Here is a 17329-nt window from a genome sequence, read left to right as displayed (position 1 = left end):
TTGTATCTCAGTAGTGCGGGGGGACGTCGCGAAACAGCTGATCGTCGTTCGCGCCCTTCGCCCCCCGCCGCTCCGGCCGCTCGGACTTCGGCGGCACGTCAGGGGCAGGGTCGGTGCCGGCGACGGGCGTCAGGCGGGCGCGGCGACTGCCGGCGACGCGGACGATCCGCTGACGCTGCGGCTCAGCGGCATCCACAGGGGAATCCTGGTCAGACATCGCCCGGCAGGTCGATCGGCTGCGTGTCCGTCTCGGCCCGCACGGCATCGGGAGCGATGCCGAGGACGGCGGCGATCCGGGATGCGGCGGTCACGGGGTCGCTGTACAGGTCGAAGGCGTGCACGCGCACATAGTGCCACCCGAGGCGTCTGAGTACGTGCGGTCGCAGACGAATGGTCTCGCGCAGCGATTCACCGAGCGTCTCCGGATCCGACTCGATCACGACGGCCTTGCCGTTGTGCTGAGCGACCAGCGGCAGGAGTCCGCGATAGTCCACGTCGACGGAGGCTCCCAGTCGACGCAGCTCGCGGGCGAGGGCCAGCGTGAGCGGATCCGCGAGGTCCTCCAAGCGGGAGTCCCTGCCCCGTGCGGCGAGGCCGCCGAGGATCGACATGAGGGTGGATGCTCCGTGCTCGAGGCGCCCGTCGTCGAACGAGGACGGGCGGATCGACGACACGATGACCATCGATCGCCGCGCACGCGTCATGCCGACCGTCAGCAGCCGCTCGCCGTCTGGTGTCGACAGATCGCCGAAGTCGCTGAGGACCCGGCCGTGCTTGGTGAGGCCGTAGCCGAGCGAGAAGATCACGCGATCGCGGCTCTCCGCGACCGACTCCTCGAGGGTGAGCACGGCGAACGGCTCTGCGGTGTCGCGGCCGACGAAATCAGCGACGTCCGAGCGCCCGGCGAACGCCGTCGTCACAGCAGCACGCACGCGCTCGGCGTGTCGGGCGCTGGCGGTGATCACCATGAGCGACTCGGACGGACGGTGCACGGCGTGCTCGACGACGAGGGTGACGACGCGCGCGACCTCGGCATCCGGGCTCTCCACGGCACCGGATATCGGGTCCGGTGCGCCGACTCCGCCTTCGACGTAGTCGACGGTCAGACTGCCACGCCCGAGGTATGAGCCGGCCCACGGGAGCGACACGATCTCTCCCCCGTAGAACGCATCGTTGATGAGCTCGGCCAGGTCTTCGCCGCCCGCGCGGTAGCTCCGCGTCAGGGTCATGACGGGCAGCAGCTCGGCAAGACGCTCGAACACCGAGGTCTCATCGAACGGCACCTCGGCCTCCCACTCCTCGCCGGCATCCACTGCCGACTCGAACGGGGTGGGCCGCTGGGTGACCGGATCGCCGAACGCGACGACCTGACGAGCGCGACGGATCGCCGGCGCCGCCTCAGCGAGGTTGATGGCAGCGGCATCCACGAGCAGCACCGTGTCGAACTCGACGGAGTCGGGGATCTCGGGGACGAGGTAGGGCGACGCGATCCACGCCGGGGCCAGGACGTTCATGAGCGTCGGTGCGGCCGACACGATCTCGGCCGTCGTCGGCGTGCCCTGGGTGAGTGCCCGGCGCAGGTTCTGCGACTCGGTCGGCTCGTCGACGATCGCGATCCGCCACTGGTTCGCGAGCTGCCAGGCCAGCAGCGGACCCGCCATCGCGGCATGAGCCTCGTCGACCAGACGGAAGTCGCGCTCGAGCCGATCGACGACTGCCGTGTTCGCGCCGAGCAGCGCCCGGTTCTCCTGCAGAGCGCGCTCGAGCAGCGACTGCCACCAGGCGAACTCGAGCTCGTCGGCGACGCGGTCGTCCGCGACGTGACGCACCGAGAGGTCGGCGAGCAGGGGCTCGAGGCCCAGCGTCGCCAGTTCGTCGCGGATCGTCGCGCGTTCGACGATGTTGTCGAACACATCCGATTTCGCGGCGAGACCCGCCAGCGTGCGCACCAGGCGCTCCACGGGGAGCGTCGCGAGGGGTTCGCGGCGACCGAGTGCGGCATCCAATTCGGAAAGCTCGGCTGCCACCCGCTGCCACGAGGAGTAGACCTCGCCGAGGCCCAGAGGGATCTCCGGCGCCACACCCGCATCGACGAACCGCTGCCACTGCGTGCGCTGCTGCTGGATGCGCAGCAGTGCCTCATGCATCTCGGCGATGTGCACGCCCGGCCGGACGTACTCCTTGGCGAGGCGACGCAGGCGCCGACGGTTGGCTCCGGACATCGCCGGCGCGTCGCGGCGGGAGCCGTGCGCCTGGATGAGCTCGCCCAGGGGGCGCTCGAAGACGGTGGGGCTGAAGCGGTCGAGCGAATCGCGGATTCCCTCGAGCAGGCGCACGTACTCGCCCAGCTCATCGATCGTCGCGAAGGGGCGCATACGCGTCTGCGAGATCAGCGCGTAGCCGCGCTCGAGCAGGTCGGGAACGCTGGTGGAGTGAAGACGACCGGCGAGCTCGTGCGCGGCCCGCGCGTCCTGCGTGCTGCGGAAGTTGACCCCGTACCACGGCGAGTCGTTCGGTCCGAAGCGGAACTCGCCGAGCCTGGCCGCCTGGACGAGTGCGGCAGCGGCAGCACTCCGATCGCCCGCGAGGCGTCGCAGCGTGTCGGCGTTCAATCGCGCGGTGGTCGTCGGAGGCGTCGGCAACGAGGCGAGTCTGGTCAGCTGACGAGTCGCATCCAGGACGGTCGCGCCGAGGCCGTCGATCGGCGCGCTCAGCGACTTGCGATAGTCGATCAGGACGTTGCGCAGTCGAACGAGCGCGTCGTCGACCTCGCTGACCTTCGGGGTCGTCGCCTTCTCGTTGCGGCCGATCGCGCGCACGAGATCGCGGCGGATGCTGGCGGGCGAGACTGTGAGGCTGTCCAGGCCGATGCCGCTGAGGCGGTGACGGACGCCGTCCAACGTGGATCGGCGGGCAGAGACGACCAGCACGCGCTTGCCGGCGCGAACCAGCTCGCCGAGCGCGTTGATGACCGTCTGGGTGCCGCCGGTTCCCGGAAGGGTCGATACGACCAGGGAGTGACCGGCTGAGATGCGGGCGAGCACGGACTCCTGTTCGGCGTCGGCGTCCAGCAGGAGGGTGTCGGACGCTGGAGCGCGTTCGTCCGGGCCGGTGATGTGCGGGAGCGGGCGGGCTGCGGTTACCTGTTCACGGTCGGCATCGTGGCCGGCGAGCGCGTTCAGCAGCCTGTGGTCGAGAAAGCGGCTGTCGCGCGCCAGCGATGCGCCGACGTCGGCGAACGTCGAGACGACCAGACGCGGCAGCACGGCGAACGTGTCGATCGACTGGGTGGCCGCGCGCAGCCGGTCGATCACGGGCTGCGGCTTGAAGATGCCGCCGTCGTACGCGAGGGACGCCAGTGCCTCGGCGTCGATGGTGATGCCGAAGTGCTCGCGTGCGATGCGCACGAGCTCGGGGTTGACCACGAAAGCGCCCTGCAGCTTGAGCTCGTAGTCGGTGTGGTGGCGGCGGATGGCCAGCGGGCGCAGCAGCACCGGAGCCGCGAACTCCGCGCCGCCGATGCGCCAGCTCGCGATGCCGACGGCGAGGTGGACCGCGTCGATCCCCCTGACCATTCGCAGCTCGGTGTGCTTCGCGGTGATGCGCTCGGCGGCCAGACGCGCTGTGCGCAGTCCGACCTCGTCGCGGAAGAGATTCGACAGCAACGTCGACTTGCCGGTGATGAACTGCGGCAGGCTCCCCGGGTGCGCCTTCGAGATGTCGATGCCGCCCTCGACCGTGTCCCGGTAGGTGATCAGCGGCGAGGGTCCGCCGAGGTCGGCGGCTTCGGCGCGCAGCCGAGTGCGTTCGGCGTCGGCGATGTGCGCGACCACGACGGCGGTCGGGTCACTCTGCTGATCGCCGATCATCATCGCGGCATCCGCTGCCGCGGCATCCGCGGCCTTGTCTTCACGTCGCCACACATAGACAGACTAGGCTCCGGTGTCCCACGCACCCTGTATCCTGAGCGGGTTTCACCGGATTGGCCCACATCTCCTCCACATCGGAGGGTGTTTCGCGGCTTCTCCCCCACTCGTGAGATCTCGGCCGCTGCGAGGTCGACGCACGGTTCAGGATGAGCGCATGACATTCCGCTACGACTTCGCACCCACTCCGTTCGGCGACGCGCTCGTCGTGTTCTCCGACGACGGCATCGTCCGGTTCGATCTGTCCGAAGCGGTCGATCCGTCCGTGCCCTGGCTGCTCGAGGCAGTCTCTGCCCGGTTGCACGACACACCTGTTCCCGACCCGGGCGCCGCCGACGAGCTCGCGCACCTTCTCGACGACTACTTCGCCGGATCGCCGGTCGCATTCGACGAGCATGTGCGGTTCGACTGGCGACTCGTCGACGGGTTCCACAGGACAGCGCTCCAGACGATCGCCGCGATCCCCTGGGGCGAGACGATGAGCTACGGCGAAGTGGCGGTGGTCGCAGGCAGCCCTGGTGCGGCACGGGCTGTCGGCACCGCGTGTCGGATCACCCCGTTCTCGATCATCGTCCCCGTCCACCGCGTGGTGCGCTCGGACGGCAGCCCTGGTCAGTACGGCGCGTACCCCGAGCACAAGCGCTACCTGCTCGACCTCGAGCGGGCGTAGACAAGGCGGGAGCCCCTGGCGTGTGGGCCGCCAGAGGTTCCCGCCTCGAGCTCATCGCGGTGAGCAGGGCTCAGCGAGACGAGGTCAGTGATCGACCGCCTTCTCGGCCCCGAAGCCGGTCAGCGAACGCACCTCCATCTCGGCGGCCAGCTCCCGCGACTCGGTGGCACGACTGGTGATGGTGCCCAGCCAGCCGAGGATGAACCCGAGCGGGATCGACACGATCCCTGGGTTGTTGAGCGGCCAGATCGCGATGTCGATCGACGGGATCATCGCCGTCTCCGATCCGGAGAACACCGGGGAGAGCACGATGAGGATGATCGCCGAGCCGAGTCCGCCGTACATGCTCCAGACGGCGCCGCGGGTGTTGAACCGGCGCCAGAACAGCGAGTACAGGATCGTCGGCAGGTTCGCGGATGCCGCGACCGCGAAGGCGAGCGCGACCAGGAACGCGATGTTCTGCCCCTGCGCTCCGATGCCGCCGACGATCGCGAGGATGCCGATGACGATCACCGTGCGTCGGGCGACCTTCACCTCGGCGTTCGGATCTGCGTCGACGGGCGTGCCGTCGGCATTCTTGCGTCCCTTCTGGATGACGTTCGCGTAGATGTCGTGCGCGAACGACGCCGCAGCCGTGATCGTGAGGCCGGCGACGACCGCGAGGATCGTGGCGAACGCGACTGCCGAGATGAATCCGAGAAGCAGCGGTCCTCCGAGGTATTGCGCCAGCAGCGGCGCCGCCGAGTTCACACCTCCGGGAGCCGCCTGGATCACCTCTGGACCGACGAGCGCCCCCGCGCCGTAGCCGAGCACCAGCGTCAGCAGGTAGAAACCGCCGATCAGCCAGATCGCCCACACCACGGAGCGACGGGCCTCCTTGGCCGTCGGCACCGTGTAGAAGCGCATCAGCACGTGCGGCAGGCCCGCCGTGCCGAGCACCAGTGCGAGGCCGAGCGACACGAAGTCCAGCGGGTTCGCGCCGTACTGGAGACCCGGTGCGAGCACCGCGTCGCCCTGCGGCGAGGCTGCGACAGCAGACTCGAGCAGCGTGTTCAGGTTGAAGCCGTTGATCGCCAGCACCCAGATCGTCATCACGATCGCCCCGCCGATCAGCAGGAACGCCTTGACGATCTGCACCCAGGTCGTGCCCTTCATCCCGCCGATCAGGACGTAGATGATCATGAGAACGCCCACGACGGCGATGACGACGGACTGGCCGATCCGCCCCTCGATGCCCATGAGCAGCGAGACGAGCCCGCCGGCTCCGGCCATCTGCGCCAGCAGATAGAAGAAGCAGACCGCGAGCGTGGTGATCGCGGCGGCCATCCGAACGGGGCGCTGCTTGAGCCGGAAGGACAGCACGTCGGCCATCGTGAACTTCCCCGTGTTGCGCATCAGCTCGGCCACGAGCAGCAGCGCGACGAGCCACGCGACGAGGAATCCGATCGAGTAGAGGAATCCGTCGTAACCGTTCACGGCGATCGCTCCGCAGATACCGAGGAAGGATGCAGCAGAGAGATAGTCCCCGGCGATGGCGAAGCCGTTCTGCGGACCGGTGAAGGATCGACCGGCCGCGTAGTAGTCGGCTGCGGTCTTGTTGTTGCGACTCGCACGGATGACGATGAAGAGCGTCACCGCGACGAATGCCGCGAAGATCGAGATATTCAGGATCGGATTGTTCTCACCGCTCGGGGCGGCGGCCAGGTGAACGATATTCATGACTGCGCCTGCGCATTCTCGAGGTCTTCGCGGATCGCCGCAGCCTTCGGGTCGAGCTTTCGATTCGCGAACGACACATATGCCATCGTGATGGCGAATGTCGTGACGAATTGCCCGAGTCCGAGCAGCAGGCCGACGGTGATATCGCCCCACACTCGCTGGCCCATGAATTCGGTCGCGTATGCGCCGAGCAGGACATAGACGAAATACCAGATAAGGAACAGTGCAGCGAGAGGGAAGATGAATGAACGCTGCGTGCGCTTCAGTGCTTGGAATCGGGGTGATTCCTCGACGGCGACGTAGTCGATTCCACCGCCGGACTCATCAGGGATTCGGTCAGTCATGGGGCCTCCTTGCCTCATGTCGGATCCTCGCGCGGTGAGACCCGCGCGAGTGGTAGGGTCGACGCTACGAAACGGGGGCCAACGCCGTCACCCCCGAAAGTCGGTACCGAGGAGCACAACGATCGCACTTGATCCGGACGCTGATCTCGTGACACATGCCGTGCGCGAGCTCGCTCGACGCACCCGCTTTCCCGTCGCTTTCGGGGGCTTGTTCGAAGACGGCGTGGTGTCGGTGACGAGCATCGTCGGTACGCGCACCCGGAGCATCGAGGGGCTGGGAGTGCGGCCCGACCGTGGCCTCGGCGGGCGGGCGATGTCAGAGCTGCGACCGCGGATGACCAGCGACTACGGCGCATCGCGGCACATCACCCACGATTACGACGAATTCATCCTCGGGGAGGGATTGCGCACTCTTCTCGCCGTCCCGATCGTCGTCGGCGGCCGCTCACGTGGTGTCCTCTACGCCGGCGCGTGGAAGGAAGCACCGGTCGGCGGCGTGACGACTGCTCCGGCGATGAACGTCGCCGACGACGTCGCATCCGAGTTGCGCATCCGTGATGAGGTCGACCGCCGCGTACGCGCACTCGCTCCGCAAGGGCAGATCCTCTCGTCATCGGATCGAGAGGAACTGCGGGAGAGCTTCGCCGAGCTGCGCAGCATCTCCGCCGAGGTCACCGACTCCGCTCTGCGTACGCGGCTGAGTCGACTCGAGAAGACGCTGCTCACCTTCGCCGGTGACGCCACCCCGGCGACCGGTCCGATCACACGCCCGATTCCGACCGTGCAGCTCTCGCCACGCGAGACCGATGTGCTCGCCTGCGTGGCGCTCGGCGGCACGAATGCCGAGATCGCCTCACAACTCGGGCTTCGTGAAGGAACGGTCAAGGCGTATCTGGGAACGGCGATGTCGAAATTGGACGCATCGACAAGACATGCCGCAGTCGCACGTGCTCGACGAGCCGGAATTCTTCCCTGATATCAGACGGCTGAATTCCCGAAGAATGCGTTCGGGAACATTGTCTCCGCGCATTCCTCCTGCGTAAGCTGAGTGAATGGCTCGACGAATTGTGCACCAGCTGGTTGATGACATCGACGGAACCGTTCTCGGGGTCGGAGAAGGTGAGACCGTTCACTTCTCCCTGAACAGCACCGCATACGAGATCGACCTGACGACCGAGAACGCGGACGAATTCCGAAAGGCTCTCGAGCCGTACATCGCGGGTGCCCGTCGCGCCTCGGCGGCCGGCGCGCGATCAGGATCAGCTCGCAAGCGATCGGCAGCATCTCCCGAGACCGCCGCGATCCGCGAGTGGGCCAACGAGAACGGCCACCAGGTCTCGGAGCGCGGACGCATCCCTGCGACTGTCATCGAGGCGTACCGCGCCGCGCACTGACCGGCATCATTCTTCTGCGGAGATCGCCCACGGCTCATCGCCGAGGGCGATCTCCGTCGTCATATCCGCGAGGAACCGGGTGATGATCTCGCGCTCGGCCGGAGCGAGTCGGGCCGCGGCTGCGAACCGACGGGCGTGCTGACGCCCGACCGTCTCGATCGCCGAGCGCCTCGTCGCCGCTGTGATCGCGATCGCGAGCGCCCGCCGGTCGGACGGGTGCGGGGATCTCGTGACGTGGCCTCCCCGCTCCAAGCGGTCGAGCAGCTTGGTCGTCGAAGCCGTGGAGATGCCGAGGTGAGCCGCCATCGCACCCGGCGTCGCGACAGACCCGCTGTTTTCGCAGGCGATGAGGAAATGCAGCGCCCGCATGTCCGTGCTGTTGAGTTTCATGTACCGCAAGGACGCCTCCGAGATCTTCTGCTCGGCCTCCCGCAACTCCCCCAGCGCGCGCATGAGCGCGCTGATCTGGCGGACGTCGGCCGCCGACACGGCGCTCCGATCGATCAGCTCGCCGTGAGGATCGCTCACATCCACGTCGTAGACGCCGGATCCCGATTCGAAGGGAGGAACCTCGGACATGGTGACGATGCTACCTCCAACTTGTTTCCTGCTAGGCTTACCTCTTGCCTGGCTAGCTAAATGAGGTCCCATGCCGAAGAACACCGCATCCACGACTCCGCGTACCCGCGTGCGTCGCCGATCATGGGCGCGCGCACTCGTCCCAGCTCTTCTCATCATCGCGTGGCTCGTCGCGGCCGGCATGGGCGGCCCGCTCTTCGGCAAGGTGAGCGAGGTCTCCTCGAACGACCAGACCAGCTATCTGCCGACATCGGCTGAGGCCACCGAGGTGCAGAACCTGCTGGGCGAGTTCAACGACTCCGATGCCATCCCAGCCGTCGTCGTCTTCGTCGGCGACGGCGCGCTCGACGACGACCAGCTCTCCGCCATCGACAGCGCCATCGAGAACGCCCCGGATGTCGACGGGGTCTCCGCCGAGGTCTCCCCCGGCCTCCAGTCCGAGGACCGCCGTGCCGTGCAGGCCTTCATCCCCATCTCCAGCGATGCGGACCTCGGCGACACCGTGGAGGCCCTCGGTCAGCACCTGCGCGACGCTGCGCCGACGGGCGTGAGCGTGTATGTCACCGGACCGGCCGGCTTCTCCGCGGATCTGGTCGCCGGCTTCTCCGGCATCGACGGCCTGCTGCTCGCCGTCGCCCTCCTGGCTGTTCTCGTCATCCTGATCCTGGTCTACCGGTCGCTGCTCCTGCCGGTCGTCGTCCTCTCGACCAGCCTGTTCGCGCTATGCGTCGCACTGCTGGTCGTCTGGTGGCTGGCCAAATGGGAGATCCTGCTGCTGAGCGGTCAGACCCAAGGCATTCTCTTCATCCTCGTGATCGGCGCGGCGACGGACTACTCGCTGTTGTTCGTATCCCGGTTCCGGGAGGAGCTGCGCAGCACGAAGGACAAGGGCGCGGCGATCATATCCGCCTGGAAGGGCTCGCTCGAGCCGATCGCAGCGTCCGGCGGAACGGTGATCGCCGGGCTCCTCTGCCTGCTGCTCAGCGATCTGAAGTCGAACAGCACACTCGGCCCTGTGGCCTCCATCGGCATCGTCTTCGCGATGCTCTCAGCGCTCACCCTGCTTCCTGCCCTGCTGTTCGTGTTCGGGCGCGCGGCCTTCTGGCCCCGGCGGCCGAAGTTCGAACCCGACATCGTCACCGCGGAGCGCGGGATGGCCGGCACCGGGCTCTGGGCGCGCCTCGCCGGCGCCATCGGGCGTCGTCCACGTCTGATCTGGATCGTCACGTCGCTCGTGCTCATCGCCGGCGCGGCCGGGATCACGCAGCTGAACGCCTCGGGGGTTCCGCAGTCCGACCTCGTGCTCGGCGCCTCACAGGCCCGCGACGGCCAGGTGGCGCTCGGCGAGCACTTCCCCGGCGGTTCCGGAAGCCCCGTCTACGTGGTCGTGGCCGAGGAGTCGCTTCAGGATGCCGCTGATGTGCTGCTCGCCAATGACGGCATAGACGCCGTCGCAGTCACCGCATCGGACTCGCCGAGCGGGTCGGCGAGTGTGACCGAAGACGGCATCGCCGCGTTCGGCCCTCCGGGAACGCCGACCCCGGAGCCGACCATCGTCGACGGCGACGTGCTGCTGCAGGGCACTCTGAGCGCTGCAGCCGACTCCGACGCGGCTGCCTCGACAGTCAGAGAATTGCGCACCGACCTGACCGATTCGCATGCGCTGGTAGGCGGGGTGACCGCCACTCAGGTGGATACGAACGACGCCTCGATCCACGACCGCAATCTGATCATCCCGTTGATCCTCGTCGTGATCCTGGTCATCCTCATGCTGCTGCTGCGGTCTGTGCTCGCCCCTGTGCTGCTGGTGCTGACCACGGTGCTGTCGTTCGGCACGGCCATGGGCGTGTCGGCCCTTGTCTTCAACGGGATCTTCGCCTTCCCCGGCGCCGACCCCGCAGTGCCGCTCTACGGCTTCGTGTTCCTCGTCGCGCTGGGGATCGATTACAACATCTTCCTCATGACCCGCGTGCGCGAGGAGGCACTCAAGCACGGAACCCGCGAGGGCGTGCTCCGTGGCCTGTCCGTGACCGGCGGCGTCATCACATCAGCCGGGCTGGTCCTGGCCGCGACGTTCGCAGCCCTCTCCGTCATCCCGATCCTGTTCCTCCTGCAACTGGCGTTCATCGTCGCCTTCGGAGTTCTGCTGGACACGCTCGTCGTCCGTTCGCTGCTCGTCCCGGCGCTGGCATACGACATCGGTCGCGCGATCTGGTGGCCGTCCGCACTGCGACGCGGAGAGCGCTGACGCCGATCGGCCTCAGATGAACGCGGGGATCATCGACAGGATGAATCCGACAGCCCCGAGCGCCGTGAACACGATCCCCAGCGTGGTGAAGAGCTTCCGCAGCACGGGCGGATCGAGGCGCGCATGGCTCGGATCGCGCACGCTGACGAACCCCCGGTGCCAGCCGTCGCCGACGTGCTCACCGGCGGAGAGGGCCCGTTCGTGGAAGTCGCCGCCGGCGAACCACCGCAGGATGGTCCCGTCCGCGCGCTCGACCACGGCGATGTCGGCGCCTTCCCAGCGCCCTTCGGCCAAGGCGATCATCCCGGCGATCACGAGGAGCGGGATGCCGATCCCCAGCCCGATCCACGACACGACCTCGCCGACGATGGCGAGGGTGTCGATCGGACTCATTCGCTCATTCTAGAAGGCGGGCGTGGCGCGGAACGCACTTATAGTCCGCCGATCGACTCCGGTCAACCGGGTCTGCGTCGGACAGGCGCCTGCGTAGCATCCGGAGCATCGACGAAAGGTGAAGTCATGTCCAATCCCCCCATTCCTCCGTTGCCATTCCCCGACGACGACCGCGTGGCGGCCGAGGGCGTCCCGGAACCAGGCGTCGATCCGGCCACCGTCGATGACGACGGCGAGCGCACGATCGACCCCGACATCGACGACGATCAGGTCGACAGCGCGGAGGCAGATCGCCTGGCCGCCGGCGCAGAACCCGAAGAAGGTGCACTATGAGCGGCATCGGAGATCAGGGGATGCGCCCACCGGACGTCGAGAAGGCCCCCGCCGAAGGCGCCGACGACGAGACGAAGAAAGACCGGCCGGACGACGAGACCGAGCAGGTTCCCGCCGGCCGTGCAGGCGCCGACTCCGGTTCCGCCGACAGGGTGCGGATCGATCCGGATGACGAGTCGCAGATCCCGGACACATCCGAGATGAACGACACCCCCGGTGTGGGACCCGGCGACCCTAGCTCTCAGTGACCACGCTCTCCACGTGCTCGTCGATCAGGGTGATGCCGCCGCTGGAGCTGGCCGAGTTCGCGAGATCCTCGACCCATTGACGGCTGATCGCGGGCGCCTCCGGCGCGTCGAAGACGAACCGCAGAGGAATCGACGGGTGAAGCCAGATCGTGCTGCGGCCATTCGCTTCGGTCTCCGGGTGCGGCCATGAGAGCGTGAAGCTCTCGTTGCGCCGCAGCTTCGTCGCGATCACGATCTTGAGATGCGCCAGCGCACGATCCTCGATGTTGATGGGCTCGGCCGAATCGCCGTAGTAAAGGCTCCCCATGACGTCTCTGCTCTCCTGATGCCTCACGGCGCTGCAGAACTGCTGACCCGAAGGCCATGCGCCTGCTCTGAATCTAACCGTCCGACGCCGCGCGCCCCGGCTCGGACTCGAGGCAGGTGCATTCCGCGCACATTCAGTGCGCCGTCAGTCACCGCGCCCACGGCGCAGGGCCTGCGAAGGTGCGACACCGTAGACGTCTCGGTATGCGGTCGCGAATCGGGAGGGATGCGCGAACCCCCAGCGTCGCGCGATCTGACCGACGGTCGATGCGCGGCCGCGCAGCAGCTCTCGGTGCGCGCCGTCCAGGCGCGCTCTGCGAAGCTGCTCGGCCGGGGTCGTGTCGAGGGCGCGACGAAACGCGTACTGGAGTCCTCGCGTGGACATGTGGACGGCGACGGCGATGTCATCGACCGTGATGTCCCGGTGGGCGTTCTGGTCGATGAAATCGAGTGCACGACGCACCGTCGTGGGCGCTTGGCGCAGTTGCGCCGCCCCTTCGAGCGCCTCCCCGAAGCCGGTATCGAAGGCGGTGAGCGTCGCCCACAGCGCGTGTCGGCGAAGCCCCGCGAGGATCAGGTCGTCATCGGGTGATGCCTGCCCGAGCGATGCGGTCAGATAGGCGTACGAGCGCTCCCATTGGGCGGCTGCATCACGTCCGACCGGTCCGAGTTCCCTCACGCGCAGACGATACGCGTCGTTCCCGCTCATTCGACGAGCAAGATCCTGCGCTGCAGTTCGGTCGAAGATGAGTGCACTGACCTTCGCTGCTGCATCCCATCGGGCCCAGACCTGACGGCCGTCTGTCATCCAGGGCAGGTGTGCGTCGACGTCGGCGTGTCCCGAGCCGAGGCCGACGCGCAGCGCTTCGACGCGACAGACCAGGATCTGATCGTCCGGCTCGACAACCGAACGCACTTCGGCGGCGAGCTCGTACTGCACCAGCGTCATATCCGGAGTCTCTGCCGAGAACCAGTCGAAGGCGAAACGCGTGGGGTCCACGTTCTGAAGTGCCGCGGACGGGACAAACTGCTTCCAGGTCTCCTCAACGCGCGAAACGTCCTTCGATTCGAAGCGCAGTGTGGACAGCATCCCGTTCCTTCTCCGTTCTGATTCAGGCCTCACTCGGACAGTATCCGAGGTTTCATGCCTCGGCCGCCATACCGGCGTCGTCCGTCACGGTCAAGCGTCTTGCCGCGCCCTGTGCCCAAGACGAGACTGCCCTCATGACCGTCATCACACCGCGACGAGGCAGCCTCTTGCGCCGTCGTGTCAGACGCGCGTCTGCCGCCGCCGCTCTCTCCCTCATCACCCTGTCCGTCGCGGCGTGCGGGGTGACCGTTCCGACTGACCCGGACGGCACGCTGGAATCCGTGACGGGTGCGACCATGCACGTGGGCGTCACTCCCGACCCCGGCCTGGTGGTCGTCACCGGCGACGAGCCCAGCGGGCCGCTCGTCGATCTGGTGGAGGGCTTCGCCGCGTCGATAGACACGCGCATCGAATGGAGTGCGGGCGCCGAGGAGACTCTCGTCGGCGATCTCGAGTCCGGGAGGATCGACCTCGCGATCGGCGGGTTCACCGATCAGACCCCGTGGGCCGATCGAGCCGGAATCACCCGTGGGTACAAGAACATCGAAGGGTCGGACGGCCGCACTCTGGTCTTCCTCGTGCCGCTCGGTAAGAACGCGTTCCTCTCGAAGCTCGAAGCCTTCCTCGATCAGGAGGTCGGATCATGAACCCGAGTCACCAGTTCGGCCGCACCGATCTGCCACCCGAGCAGCAGGTCGCGCTGAAGAAGGCGGTGTTCTGGGAATGGTTCACGATCGCGTACACCACCTGCACGATCACGCTGGTGGCCTTCGTCGTGGGCAACTCACAGGCCATGCGCACGGCCTGGATCGAGGACATGCTCTCGCTGATCCCGCAGGTCGCCTTCCTCGTCGCTCTCATATTCGTCCGCCGCAGGCCCGACAAGAAGCACCCCTACGGCATGCACCGTTCGATGGGGATCGGCCACCTCGTCGCCGGCGTCGCGCTTCTCACGGTCGGTCTCAACCTCGCTTTCGAAGCCGTGACGGGACTGATCGCCGCGGAGCACGCGACGATCGGCACCGTGCAGCTGTTCGGCCAGACGATCTGGCTCGGCTGGCTGATGGTCGGCGTCATGGTGCTCGTCGTCGTGGGGCCGGTGTTCATCTACGGTCCGGCGAAGGCGAAGCTGGCCCCCGTGCTGCACAACAAGCTGCTGTTCACCGATGCCGACATGGCCAAGGCCGACTGGCAGACGAACGCGGCATCCGTCGTCGGTGTGCTCGGGATCGGTGTCGGCGTGTGGTGGCTCGACGGCGTGGCGGCCGTGTTCATCTCGCTCGGGATCATCCACGACGGGTTCCGAAACACCAAGTCCGCCGTCGTCGGCCTCATGGATCAGCGCGCCACGACCTACGACGACAAGGAGCCGCATCCGCTCGCCGCGCACATCGTCGACACCCTGCGATCATTGCCGTGGATAGCCGACGCGGCGGTGCGCATGCGCGACCAGGGTCAGGTGTTCCACGTCGAGGCGTTCGTCGTGCCTCGGAAGCGCCGGGTGTCGCTGCGTCACATCGATGAAGCATCCGAACGGATCACCGCTCTTGACTGGAAGGTTCAGGACGTCGTCATCGTCCCGTCCGATCGTCTGCCTGACGAAGCGGATGCTGCGCGGTGACGCCCTTCTCCCGGCCCCGGCCCCACTGCGCCAGCAGGTAGAGCACGACGCCGACGACGAGTAGGATCGCGCCGAACAGCCACACCTGCGGACGCTGCTGGGTCAGCAGCAGGATGCATGAGGCGATGCCCAGCACCGGCACGAACGTCCAGACGCGGAAGTGCTCGTGCTCCACTCTGTCCCGGCGCAGGACGAGCACCGACACGTTCGCGCTGATGAAGACGAACAGCAGGAGGAGCACGACGGTCTCTGCGAGCGTGGCGAGATCCCCGACGAGTGTCAGCAGGATCGCGACCAGGGTGGTGGCGAGGATGGCGACCCACGGCGTCTTGCGTTTCGGCAGCACCCGCGCGAGGGCACCAGGGAGCAGCCCCTGTTCGGCCATGCCGTAGGCGAGGCGACTGGCCATGATCATGGTGAGCAGCGCACCGTTCGCGACGGCTATGAGCGCGATCAGACTGAACAGCCAGGAGGGGATGCCGACTCCGGTCGCCTCGACGACGGCGAGCAGCGGCCCGCTGGAGCCCTCGAGCTGCTCCGGCGGAAGAGCCGCCGAACTCGCCAGTCCGACGAGCACGTAGACGACTCCTGCCGTGATGAGAGCTCCGAACAACGCACGCGGGTAGGTCTTCGACGGGCTCTTCACCTCCTCGATGACATTCGCGGACGTCTCGAACCCCACGAAGGAGTAGTACGCGATGATCGCTCCCCCGAGCACCGCGAACCCGACCGGCGTGGCTTCGGGCGCCTGGGTCACCCTCGTGACATCTCCGCCGCCGCCGGCAACGAAGACGCCGACGACGACGATCACGATCACGAGACCGCTCACCTCGATCGCCGTCATGACGAGGTTCGCCCCCATCGACTCGCGGATGCCGCGGGCATTGAGCGCGGCGACGATGGCGAGGAAGACCATCGCGACGGGGATCACCGGCAAGGCGAAGAAGGTCTGCAGGTACTCCCCCGCGAATGCGATGGCGAGCCCCGCGGCGCTGACGACACCGGCGGCCATCATGCTGAAACCGACCAGGAACGACAGGATGCGACTGCGGAACGCGCGTTCGGCGAAGACCGCGGCCCCGCCGGCGCGCGGGTACTTGGTCACCAGCTCCGCATAGGAGCCCGCTGTCAGGAGCGCCAGCAGCAGAGCAAGCAGGAGCGGCGCCCACAGCATCCCGCCGACCTCGGCCGAGAGCACACCCATCAACGCGTAGATCCCCGCACCGAGGACGTCGCCGAGGATGAAGGCGAACAGCAGCGGCCCGGTGATGGCGCGCCGCAAGCGTGAGGGAACCTTCGAATCGTTCGTCATCCCGCGACCCTATTGCGGACGTTCTCTCCCCGCATCGGGCTTGACAATCATGCCGCGGATGAGCCGAGGGTCAGCCGCGGATCCGGCGGGCCCGTGCCTCCTCACGGCGGTCACCGCGCACGCTCTTCGCGATCCGCCGGGCATCCCGCAGCGGCACCTGGACCTGCGTCTCGGCCGGAATGCCCGCCTGCAGTTGGCGGACTCTCTCCACCTCCGCATCGAACTCCGCGCCGACGAGGATCGCCATGTTCGCGATCCACAGCCAGAGCGCGAAGATGATCACCCCCGCGAAAGCTCCGTAGAGCCGGTCGTAGTCGGCGAGCGTGGAGACGTACAGCCAGAACCCGAACGAGGCGAGGAGCAGCACGACGAGGGCTGCCGCAGCGCCGAGACTCATCCAGCGGAACCTCGCCGGTTCGACGTTCGGAGCGAAGTAGTACAGGAACGCCAGTACGAAGACGGCTATCGCGGCCAGGAGCGGCCAGCGCAGGACGCGCCAGACGAGCAAGGCCACATCGCCGAGCCCGAATGCCTGCCCGAGCGTCTCTGCGACGCCGTCGGTGATGGACAGTATGACCGCCATCAGCGCGGTGCAGATGATGACGACGAGGGCGATCAGGAGCTGCCCTGCTTTCAGCCGCCACACCGGGCGGCCCTCTGCGACGCCGTAGATGCGGTTCATGCCTCGCCCGAGAGCGGCGACGTACCGAGCGACGGCCCAGAGCGTCAACGCGAGCGCGAAGAGGAGCAGGAGGCCGGAAAGACGCGCTTCGGCGATCTGGCCGATCGCGTCGCGCACCGCAGCAGCCGAGGCATCCGGTGCCAGGGCACGGACGACGTCGACAACGATGCGGGCGGTCTCCTCACCGCGTCCGAGCAGGCTGACGATCGAGAACGAGACCATCACAGCCGGCACCAGGGCGAGCACGGAGTAGAACGTGAGGCTCGCAGCGACGTCGGGGCATTCGTCGGCGCCGAAAGCTCGAAGAGCTCGCCGCACCGCCAGCCGCCATGATCGTCCGTCGATCTTCGCCGGGGATCCGGGCTCGGCGGCGTGCTCTGATGTCATGACGGGCTCCTGACTCTGTTGCCTCGACTCTGCGCCTCTGCTCGGCACAGAGCACTCCCCTTGACATCCCGCGCTGT

General features: G+C 67.4%; 18 protein-coding genes. 8 read left to right on the top strand and 10 right to left on the bottom strand.

Annotation, left to right across the window (positions count from 1 at the left end; genetic code table 11):
• Positions 1-7: 7 nt before the first annotated feature.
• Positions 8-217 carry a hypothetical protein gene (locus tag KHB019_RS12160; RefSeq protein WP_230103527.1) on the bottom strand — a complete coding sequence of 70 codons (210 nt, stop codon included), beginning with the start codon at positions 215-217 and terminating at the stop codon, positions 8-10.
• Complete coding sequence (locus KHB019_RS12155) at positions 210-3872, bottom strand: AAA family ATPase (RefSeq protein WP_337459160.1); 3663 nt, start codon at positions 3870-3872, stop codon at positions 210-212. Before KHB019_RS12155 ends, KHB019_RS12160 begins: the two co-directional genes overlap by 8 nt.
• Positions 3873-4083: 211 nt before the next feature.
• Between KHB019_RS12155 and KHB019_RS12150 the strand changes: the two genes are divergently transcribed.
• Positions 4084-4596 (top strand): methylated-DNA--[protein]-cysteine S-methyltransferase, encoded by a 513-nt coding sequence (locus KHB019_RS12150; protein WP_337459079.1) that lies wholly within the window; start codon positions 4084-4086, stop codon positions 4594-4596.
• An 84-nt stretch (positions 4597-4680) separates the two neighbouring features.
• Here KHB019_RS12150 and KHB019_RS12145 read toward each other — a convergent pair whose 3' ends face one another.
• A complete protein-coding gene (locus KHB019_RS12145) occupies positions 4681-6315 on the bottom strand; it encodes a solute symporter family protein (protein WP_325471878.1) in 1635 nt (544 codons plus the stop codon).
• On the bottom strand, positions 6312-6659 hold the full coding sequence (locus KHB019_RS12140; RefSeq protein WP_325471879.1) for a DUF485 domain-containing protein: 348 nt from the start codon (positions 6657-6659) through the stop codon (positions 6312-6314). Before KHB019_RS12140 ends, KHB019_RS12145 begins: the two co-directional genes overlap by 4 nt.
• A 148-nt stretch (positions 6660-6807) precedes the next feature.
• Between KHB019_RS12140 and KHB019_RS12135 the strand changes: the two genes are divergently transcribed.
• Both KHB019_RS12135 and KHB019_RS12130 read left to right on the top strand, forming a co-directional pair.
• Positions 6808-7635: a LuxR C-terminal-related transcriptional regulator gene (locus KHB019_RS12135; RefSeq protein ID WP_230103531.1), complete on the top strand. Its 828-nt coding sequence runs from the start codon at positions 6808-6810 to the stop codon at positions 7633-7635.
• Positions 7636-7711: 76 nt separating this feature from the next.
• The gene (locus tag KHB019_RS12130; RefSeq protein WP_230103532.1) at positions 7712-8053 is read left to right on the top strand and encodes a histone-like nucleoid-structuring protein Lsr2; all 342 of its coding nucleotides are present in this window, start codon (positions 7712-7714) and stop codon (positions 8051-8053) included.
• A gap of 6 nt (positions 8054-8059) precedes the next feature.
• Here KHB019_RS12130 and KHB019_RS12125 read toward each other — a convergent pair whose 3' ends face one another.
• Positions 8060-8632 carry a MarR family winged helix-turn-helix transcriptional regulator gene (locus tag KHB019_RS12125; RefSeq protein WP_230103533.1) on the bottom strand — a complete coding sequence of 191 codons (573 nt, stop codon included), beginning with the start codon at positions 8630-8632 and terminating at the stop codon, positions 8060-8062.
• Between the two features lie 70 nt (positions 8633-8702).
• Between KHB019_RS12125 and KHB019_RS12120 the strand changes: the two genes are divergently transcribed.
• Entirely contained in the window at positions 8703-10880 is a 2178-nt protein-coding gene (locus KHB019_RS12120) for an MMPL family transporter (protein ID WP_230103534.1), read from the top strand.
• Positions 10881-10892: 12 nt separating this feature from the next.
• Here KHB019_RS12120 and KHB019_RS12115 read toward each other — a convergent pair whose 3' ends face one another.
• Entirely contained in the window at positions 10893-11273 is a 381-nt protein-coding gene (locus KHB019_RS12115; RefSeq protein WP_230103535.1) for a hypothetical protein, read from the bottom strand.
• A gap of 126 nt (positions 11274-11399) precedes the next feature.
• Between KHB019_RS12115 and KHB019_RS12110 the strand changes: the two genes are divergently transcribed.
• Together KHB019_RS12110 and KHB019_RS12105 are read left to right on the top strand one after the other, a co-directional pair.
• Entirely contained in the window at positions 11400-11606 is a 207-nt protein-coding gene (locus KHB019_RS12110; protein WP_230103536.1) for a hypothetical protein, read from the top strand.
• A complete protein-coding gene (locus tag KHB019_RS12105; protein WP_230103537.1) occupies positions 11603-11854 on the top strand; it encodes a hypothetical protein in 252 nt (83 codons plus the stop codon). The genes KHB019_RS12110 and KHB019_RS12105 overlap by 4 nt, the downstream gene beginning before the upstream one ends.
• On the opposite strand, the gene KHB019_RS12100 is transcribed toward KHB019_RS12105, so the two are convergent.
• The gene (locus KHB019_RS12100; RefSeq protein ID WP_230103538.1) at positions 11841-12161 is read right to left on the bottom strand and encodes a DUF7882 family protein; all 321 of its coding nucleotides are present in this window, start codon (positions 12159-12161) and stop codon (positions 11841-11843) included. The two genes, KHB019_RS12105 and KHB019_RS12100, sit on opposite strands and share 14 nt — an antisense overlap.
• A gap of 144 nt (positions 12162-12305) precedes the next feature.
• Positions 12306-13160 carry a helix-turn-helix transcriptional regulator gene (locus KHB019_RS12095; protein WP_337459078.1) on the bottom strand — a complete coding sequence of 285 codons (855 nt, stop codon included), beginning with the start codon at positions 13158-13160 and terminating at the stop codon, positions 12306-12308.
• 224 nt (positions 13161-13384) lie between these two features.
• Between KHB019_RS12095 and KHB019_RS12090 the strand changes: the two genes are divergently transcribed.
• Positions 13385-13897 carry a hypothetical protein gene (locus tag KHB019_RS12090; protein WP_337459077.1) on the top strand — a complete coding sequence of 171 codons (513 nt, stop codon included), beginning with the start codon at positions 13385-13387 and terminating at the stop codon, positions 13895-13897.
• Positions 13894-14871: a cation transporter gene (locus KHB019_RS12085; RefSeq protein ID WP_337459076.1), complete on the top strand. Its 978-nt coding sequence runs from the start codon at positions 13894-13896 to the stop codon at positions 14869-14871. Before KHB019_RS12090 ends, KHB019_RS12085 begins: the two co-directional genes overlap by 4 nt.
• Here KHB019_RS12085 and KHB019_RS12080 read toward each other — a convergent pair.
• Positions 14822-16183 (bottom strand): APC family permease, encoded by a 1362-nt coding sequence (locus KHB019_RS12080; protein ID WP_337459075.1) that lies wholly within the window; start codon positions 16181-16183, stop codon positions 14822-14824. The genes KHB019_RS12085 and KHB019_RS12080 overlap by 50 nt on opposite strands.
• Positions 16184-16253: 70 nt before the next feature.
• Positions 16254-17252: a YihY/virulence factor BrkB family protein gene (locus KHB019_RS12075; protein ID WP_337459074.1), complete on the bottom strand. Its 999-nt coding sequence runs from the start codon at positions 17250-17252 to the stop codon at positions 16254-16256.
• Positions 17253-17329 lie beyond the last annotated feature (77 nt).

Source organism: Microbacterium sp. KHB019 (assembly GCF_037285405.1).
Classification (GTDB): domain Bacteria; phylum Actinomycetota; class Actinomycetes; order Actinomycetales; family Microbacteriaceae; genus Microbacterium.
Note: the sequence above shows the minus strand (reverse complement) of the source record. Positions and strands in the feature narration are given on the sequence as shown.